Source organism: Rhodohalobacter sp. (assembly GCF_041686455.1).
GTDB lineage: Bacteria > Bacteroidota > Rhodothermia > Balneolales > Balneolaceae > Rhodohalobacter.
The window spans coordinates 1-7709 of record NZ_JAWLDW010000121.1 but is presented as its reverse complement, the minus strand read 5'-3'; the positions used below and the strand labels follow the sequence as shown (position 1 = coordinate 7709).

At 43.2% G+C, this 7709-nt stretch carries 8 protein-coding genes; 1 reads left to right on the top strand and 7 read right to left on the bottom strand.

Annotated elements, in window-relative coordinates; genetic code table 11:
- Positions 1-183 precede the first annotated feature (183 nt).
- The gene (metK, locus tag ACESM0_RS11625; RefSeq protein ID WP_372906378.1) at positions 184-1335 is read right to left on the bottom strand and encodes a methionine adenosyltransferase; all 1152 of its coding nucleotides are present in this window, start codon (positions 1333-1335) and stop codon (positions 184-186) included.
- Positions 1336-1420: 85 nt separating this feature from the next.
- The gene (gene ruvB / locus ACESM0_RS11620) at positions 1421-2449 is read right to left on the bottom strand and encodes a Holliday junction branch migration DNA helicase RuvB (protein WP_372906377.1); all 1029 of its coding nucleotides are present in this window, start codon (positions 2447-2449) and stop codon (positions 1421-1423) included.
- Between the two features lie 82 nt (positions 2450-2531).
- On the opposite strand from ruvB, the gene ppk1 reads away from it, so the two are divergent.
- Positions 2532-4766, top strand: coding sequence for a polyphosphate kinase 1 (gene ppk1, locus ACESM0_RS11615; protein ID WP_372906376.1), 2235 nt, complete (start codon positions 2532-2534; stop codon positions 4764-4766).
- Positions 4767-4768: 2 nt separating this feature from the next.
- On the opposite strand, the gene ACESM0_RS11610 is transcribed toward ppk1, so the two are convergent.
- The 5 genes from ACESM0_RS11610 to ACESM0_RS11590 all read right to left on the bottom strand — a co-directional run.
- Complete coding sequence (locus tag ACESM0_RS11610; RefSeq protein WP_372906375.1) at positions 4769-5587, bottom strand: tetratricopeptide repeat protein; 819 nt, start codon at positions 5585-5587, stop codon at positions 4769-4771.
- A 100-nt stretch (positions 5588-5687) separates the two neighbouring features.
- Complete coding sequence (locus ACESM0_RS11605) at positions 5688-6227, bottom strand: RNA polymerase sigma factor (protein ID WP_372906374.1); 540 nt, start codon at positions 6225-6227, stop codon at positions 5688-5690.
- A 114-nt stretch (positions 6228-6341) separates the two neighbouring features.
- The gene (radC, locus tag ACESM0_RS11600; RefSeq protein WP_372906373.1) at positions 6342-7058 is read right to left on the bottom strand and encodes a RadC family protein; all 717 of its coding nucleotides are present in this window, start codon (positions 7056-7058) and stop codon (positions 6342-6344) included.
- Positions 7059-7227: 169 nt separating this feature from the next.
- Positions 7228-7440, bottom strand: a complete 213-nt coding sequence (locus ACESM0_RS11595) for a helix-turn-helix domain-containing protein (protein ID WP_372906372.1) — start codon at positions 7438-7440, stop codon at positions 7228-7230.
- 2 nt (positions 7441-7442) lie between these two features.
- Positions 7443-7709: DUF2975 domain-containing protein (locus ACESM0_RS11590; RefSeq protein ID WP_372906371.1), on the bottom strand; the 267-nt coding region annotated here is incomplete at its 5' end.

Below are 7709 nucleotides of genomic sequence, written 5' to 3'. Positions count from 1 at the left end.
TGCTCCTGACCTCCCGAGCACTGGACACTAACACACCCCTCGCTAAATAAAGCAGGCTGCGCCTCTTTATTTACGCTTTTCCCCTCTCGAGAGGGGAGGGAATTCTTAAATGCAGCGGAGCTGCATGCTAGTCGTCACGGAGCGGAGCTCCAAACGAGGAGACTCAAATCTCATGTCTCAGATCTACTTAACAGCATTCGCTATCTGATCCACAAAATCCAGTTTCTCCCAGGTGAATTCATCGCGGCCAAAATGGCCGTAAGCTGCGGTCTTTTTAAATCCGGGTTTTGTCAAATCCAGCCTTTTTATAATACCGGCCGGAGTAAGATCAAATGTTTTCATAATCGCTTCGGCAAGCTTCATATCATCCACTTTACCGGTACCGTAAGTATTCACATTGATAGATACCGGATCAGCAACACCAATCGCATAAGCAACCTGAACCAGGCACTCATCCGCTAATTCAGCAGCTACAATATTCTTTGCGATATGCCGTGTAGCGTAAGCCGCGCTTCGGTCTACTTTTGATGCATCCTTTCCTGAAAAAGCACCCCCACCGTGCGCACCTCGTCCGCCGTACGTATCAACAATAATTTTCCGACCGGTCAGGCCCGTATCACCATGTGGTCCGCCGATCACAAACTTACCGGTTGGGTTTACATGCAGAATGGTATTGGCATCCATAAACTCTTCCGGAATAGCTGTTCCAATAAGGTGCTTTTTGATATCCTGTTTGATCTGAGCCTGTTCAACTCCCTCATCGTGCTGAGTTGAAATCACAATTGTGTCGATCCGCTTAGGCTGTCTGTTATCATCATACTCCACCGTAACCTGACTCTTGCTGTCCGGCCCCAAGTACGGCATCAGTGCAGTCTCTTTGCGAATATGTGCCAGTTTACGAAGCAGATCATGAGAATACTGCAGCGTCATCGGCATGTACTGCTCAGTCTCCTGATTCGCATAACCAAACATCATCCCCTGATCACCTGCACCCTGCTTTTTCTCGCCAGACTCATCAACTCCCTGTGCAATATCGGGACTTTGCTGATGAATAGTAGTCAGTACTCCGCAAGAATCAGCATCAAATCGGTAGCTCGCTTTGGTGTAGCCAATTTCACGAATCACTTCCCGAACCGTTTCCTGTACATCAACGTAAGCATCTGTTGTAACCTCACCGGAAACAACGGCCAACCCTGTCGTTACCAAGGTTTCAACGGCAACGCGAGAATTCGGGTCTTCCTTCAACATAGCGTCTAAAATTGCATCTGAAATCTGGTCTGAAATTTTATCGGGGTGCCCTTCTGATACCGATTCGGAAGTAAATAATCTTTTCATCAATATTGTCTGTAGAAATTAATTCGTTGATTTAAAAGCGGATTGAAACTACGAAAATTTTGCAATGTTTTCACTCATTACAATTTTACTGATCCCCGGAAAAGAGATCACTGTCCGCCGCAGAAGCGGAATCACTAATCCCAAGATATTGATAAGCTTTTGCGGCTGCCACGCGACCTTTGGGTGTTCGCTGCATAAAACCCTCTTTAATCAAGAAAGGTTCGTACACTTCCTCTATCGTCCCTTTATCTTCTCCAACAGCCACGCCAAGTGTGCTTAGCCCGACAGGTCCGCCGCTATAATTTTCAATGATCGCTTTCAGAATTCGAACATCCATATCGTCCAGACCGTTTTGATCCACATCCAACGCGTTCAGAGCTTTGTCTGCAATCTTATCGTCGATCTCGGTCAGTCCATCAACCTGTGCAAAATCTCGGGTTCTTCTCAGCAGCTTGTTCACAATACGCGGTGTTCCACGGCTTCGGCGGGCAATTTCGTGTGCACCCGACTCCGTAATTCCAAAGTTGAGAATGTGAGCTGTTCGCAGTGCAATTCTCTGTAAAAGCTCTGTATCGTAGTAATCCAGCCGCATATCAATCCCAAAACGAGCACGTAGCGGAGCGGTTAGCAATCCCTTTCGGGTCGTTGCCCCAACCAGTGTAAAGTGATTCAGATCGATCTGAACGCTGCGTGCATTTGGGCCTGAATCGATTACAATATCCAGCTTATAATCCTCCATTGCAGAGTAGAGGTACTCTTCAATAACCGGGTTGAGACGGTGAATTTCATCAATAAACAAGACATCACCCTGTTCCAGATTGGTGAGCAAACCGGCCAAGTCTCCCGGCTTTTCCAGTACGGGTCCGGTTGTCGGTTTGATCTGCACACCCATCTCAGAAGCTATAATGTAGGCAAGCGTCGTTTTTCCCAATCCCGGTGGGCCTGAAAGAATAACGTGATCCAGCGCCTCGTTTCTCTTTTTAGCGGCCTGAATAAATACATTCAGATTGCTGATCACTTTTTGCTGACCAACAAATTCACTTAGGGATGATGGGCGAAGGTTCTCTTCTACCGTAAAATCTTTCTCTTCTGGATCTAATAAAGGGTTTTGCAAAGCGAATCTTGTCTGATTTGTTTAAACTTAGGTAACATTATAATACTTATTTTGAACTGTAATTGCTTATTGCAACTGAGCTATGGCTAATTCGTCCCGACTGCCGGATATACTATTAAAAAACTCTGCCTTTACAGGTAAAAAAGAAGCTGTTAATCGTAAAAAGAATGAAATATTGAGTAATAAAGGATTAAATCCGGACGATCAACCCAGCGATCTAAAGATATTCGGCAAAGAGTATTTCATCAACTACGAGTTAAGCTGGCTAAAATTTAACTGGCGAGTTTTACATGAAGCTCAAAACCCGAATAACACTCTGCTTGAAAGAGTTAAGTTTATCGGAATTGTCTGTTCAAACCTGGATGAGTTTTATCAAAAACGTGTTGGCGGACTGAAGCGGCAATATCATGCGGGTGTTAGAGAACTTTCTCTCGACGGACTCACCCCTAAGGAACAACTCACCGCCATACGGAAAGATGTTGGCAAGATGATTCGTGCTTATCGCGACTGCTTTTTCAATGATCTGCTTCCCGCTCTACAGAATGAGGGAATTAAAATATTAACCTACAATAAGCTGAATACAGAACTAAAAGAGAAGGCTGACGACTACTTTTCAAAACAAATCTATCCCATCATTACCCCATTGGCTGTTGATGAAGGTCATCCATTCCCATTTATTTCCAATAAAAGCCGGTCGCTTGCCATAAAACTTAAGGAGAGGGACTCCGACATACATCATTTTGCCAGAGTTAAGATACCTGCAAACAGGCCCCGCTGGATCATGCTTCAAAAAGAGAAAAGCGAAGTGATTTTACTCTCTACAAGTGATCTTATTAAACAGAAAATATCCACTCTCTTTCCCGGTATGGATATTATTTCCGCACATATTTTTCGGGTTACACGCAACGCGGATATCGAACGGAATGAAGAAGAGGCTGATGACTTGCTGGAACTGATCGAAGACGAACTCAGGGAAAGACGTTTTGCAGAAATCGTCCGGCTGGAAATTGATAAGGAGACGCCCGATGATGTAAAACATTTCTTACTTAGTCAGCTGAATATCAAAAAACATGATGTATTTGATATGGACGGTCCGCTGGGCCTCGCAGACGCAACTCAGCTTTACGATATTGAAGGCTATGATCATTTAAAAGATACACCCTGGACCCCCACACTCCACCCGGTTTTCAAACACGAACTGGACGAGGAGCTGCCGGATATTTTTAATGCGATTCGGGACGGGGATTTTATAGTCCATCATCCCTATCAAAGTTTTGAAACATCCACTCAGCGTTTTGTTGAAGAAGCCGCCAAAGATCCTAAAGTACTTGCTATCAAGCAGACACTGTACAGAACTTCCAGCGACTCGCCGGTTATGCATGCTCTGGTTCGAGCCGCAGAAGCAGATAAACAGGTTGCTGTTTTAGTTGAGCTCAAAGCAAGATTTGATGAGGAGCGCAATATTTCATGGGCACAAAAACTTGAGAAGGCCGGAGCCCACGTCTCATACGGAATTGCTGGATTAAAAATCCATACTAAACTCACCATTGTAGTCCGTGAAGAGGACGATGGCTTGAGAAGATATCTGCATATCGGCACCGGCAACTATCACCCCGATACAGCACAGCTCTACGAAGATCTGGGATACTTTACCTGCAGGGAAGATTTGGCCTCAGACGTAACTGATATATTCAATCTGCTTACGGGTTATGCGCCGGAACAGTCGTACGAAAAGATGCTTGTTGCTCCGAAACATATGAGAAATCGAATTACAGATCTTATAGACAGTGAAATTAAGGCTGCAAAAAATGGCAAAGAAGCACGTATCATAGGCAAAATGAATAACCTTGAAGACCCGTTGATTATTCAAAAACTCTATGAAGCTTCGGAAGCAGGTGTTAAAATCGACCTGATTGTAAGAAGCGTTTGCAGGTTAATCCCTCAAAAGAAGGGATTGAGTGAAAATATTCATGTTCATGCCATAGTCGGACGCTTTTTAGAACACTCCCGCTGCTACTATTTTCATGCCGGAGGTGAAGAGAAATACCTTATTGGATCAGCAGACTGGATGCACCGTAACCTTGATGCGCGCATTGAAGTTTTAGCTCCTATTGAGAACAGTACACTCAAAAAATATTTAAAGTTTTTTCTAAACCTCAATATGAAGGATAATCAGCAGAGGTGGGTACTCATACCAAATGGAAAGTATAAAAAGGTGAAGCCCGGTAAAGATGAGGCAGAGCTTTCAATACATCAATTTTTGATGAATCATGTAAAAACGGGAAACCCTCCAACTCCCTGTTCAACATGTAAATGACCTCAATCTCCAGGCATTTCTGCTGCATCTGCCTGATTAGTTTCATTGCCTAGCTCTTCATCAAGTTTCTTTAATAGAGACAGTGCCGGATCTACATATCTGCCATCTGATGTATAGGCGTTATGAACTGCCTCTCTGGCTTCTTTAAGCATCTCCAGATTCAAATAGGCGTTTCCTAAAAACCACCATGCTTTTTCCGTGAAAAATCTATTCATCGCGTCTGTCTTGGTAACAGTCTCAAAAAACACTGTCGCCTGCTCATAAACGGCCATATTGTAGTACAGGATACCCAGGTTCAGCTCAATTCTTGCTTTCTGTTGAGGATCGGGATCCTGAAGAAGTAACGCCCTGAATTTTCTAACGGCACCTTCCGAATCATCTTCGTAGGCAGACGCTAAAGCTCTGTTAATCTCAATATCTATTGTATGCGAGACATCTCCCTCTGAACGTAAAATGTCTGAACCCGACATTTCATTTAAGTCAATTTGTGAAATAGAGTCCGGATGGTAGGTAAGTGTGTCACTGTTTGAATGAAATTGCAAACCAAAACTGATCAGCACGGCTGCAGCTGCGGCTAAAATCCAGCCTTTTGAACTTTTCCAGAAGCTTATCGGAGTTTTCTGTTCAGAATCGGAATGGATAGAATGGATATTGGATTCGGAAGCCCTTTTCGCCAGATCTCTCAAATGTAATTCTGTTTCAAACCATTTATAGTACTCAGGATTATCTACAAACTGAGCCCAAAGGTCTTCCACTTCTTCTTTAGAAAGATCTCCATCTATATAACGGGTAATTTCTCTGTAGATCTCTTTTTCTGACATTTCTCTTTATTTACTATTCAATAATAGCCTGAATTTTCAAATACAGTATTCAGCTGTAAGAAACTGATTTTCAACAATCCTTACAGAATAAATTTACTTTTTAATAATGCTTTTCAGCACAAGAAGTTAACTTCTTAATAACTCTGTGTTTACGCTGCCATGCATTATTCAGTGAAATGTCAAATTTTTCGGCAACGTCTTTAGCATCCGCTTCCGGATATTTAAAAATAAAGTCAACCAGAGCGCGATAATGGGTTTTGAGCTGTTCGATACAGAGTTTTAAAATTTTTGCCCGCTCATCATTTACAAGATCCCATATCTGGTTTTCATCCACATGTGGCTCTTCGCTCAGTACTTCATGATCATTGAGATCATGATCTCTCAATAAGTTCAGATAGCTGTGCCTGGAAGCCTTCATCATATATTTTGCCAGGCCGCCCGGATTATCAATTACATCCATGCGGATTTTCGGGATCAAATATTCGAACATCTGCTGAACAGCATCCTCTGCATCATGAGGGGAAGCCCCCATGGTGGCAATCAGATATTTTTTCAAGATGATCAGCGAATCGGAACAAATCTCATTCACAGAATTGCTATCCCCATTTCGTAAAGCATCTACAAGTTCAGAATAGTCCATACCCCTTATGATTTTTGTTTTGAGATATGAAGATAACAGTTGACACGTTTTGAGCAAATTAGATTATACGTATAAAAGCGTAGGTAAATTTATATTTTCATTCAGATTCACCCGCTAGCGAATCAGGTTTTTATTTCTAAAGCTTATATACTGATCTCCCGCAATGATGATATGATCATCAAGTGGAATTCCAATATGTTTGCCGCTTTCAATAATACGATTTGTCAGATTGATATCTGAAGCAGACTCTTTTGCATATCCTGACGGATGGTTATGAGCCACCAAAATCGAATTGGCCTGATTTAAAATAGCCTGGCGCATCACTTCTGGCACATCCACAACTGTAGCCTTATTTCCACCCTGACTTATTTTCTTATATCCGGTCAGAATTTTTGCGTTATTCAAAAATGCCACGTAAAACTCTTCGTGTGGCAGATCTCTCAATCGCGGAGCAAAAAATGCAGCGGCATCATCCGGTGACGTAATTTTCACCTGATCACCTAGCGATGCCATTTGAATCCGCTTGGACAACTCAAATACGGACTCGAGCGTAAGCGCCTTGACCTTGGCAATTCCCGGAATCACCTTTAACGATTGCCAATTCTGCCGCGACAAATTCCTCAGTCCGTCAAACCGATCGAGCAGCGCTCGCGACGCGTCGATCACGTTCATCCCCTTGGTTCCGGTTCGCAGCAGAATGGCCAGCAGTTCGGCGTCGGAAAGAGAATCGGCTCCGTACTTTAAAAGCTTTTCTCTCGGTTGCTCATCCGGCTGCATGTCGCGCACGGCTCGCCCAAAATATTTCTTCGTGTCAAACTCCTCTGATTTCATAATCTCTTTTTATCTGTAAGAAGCAAAAACAGAGAATTCCTTACAGAAAAATTTTAGAAATGTTGAATACTGAACGCCGAATATCGAATGATGAAGTTGAAGAAAACAGTCCAATGTTTATCATTAGAGGCAAAAACTTCGACATTCGGTATTCAATATTCGATATTCATCATTCTTTATCTATTTGGTACTCCAGAATATCTCCAGGCTGACACTCCAGCGCTTCGCAGATCGCCTCAAGTGTGGAAAAACGAATTGCCCGGGCCTTTCCCGTCTTCAATATGGAAAGATTCGACATGGTGATATCGACCTTCTCAGAAAGCTCGGTCAGCGACATCTTTCGCTTGGCAAGCATTACATCCAGATTTACGATGATGGCCATGGTTATACCGTCAGTTTTTGTTCTTCATGCATGATGGCCGCCTGATTCAATATCTCAGCCAGAACAAAACAGACCAATCCGGCAAAAAACAGGGTGAAATCAAACGGTGGCAGGGTTGCGGCAATTTGATCTGTAGAGATATGAGATTCAAAGTAGAGTTTGACTCCCCACTTAAACAGAAAGATGAGAGGCGCTGCTATGATCAAAAGCACGCCAACTATCCGGGTATCGGAACCGTTTTGTACGGTAAAGGTGTCTGTTTTATGCAT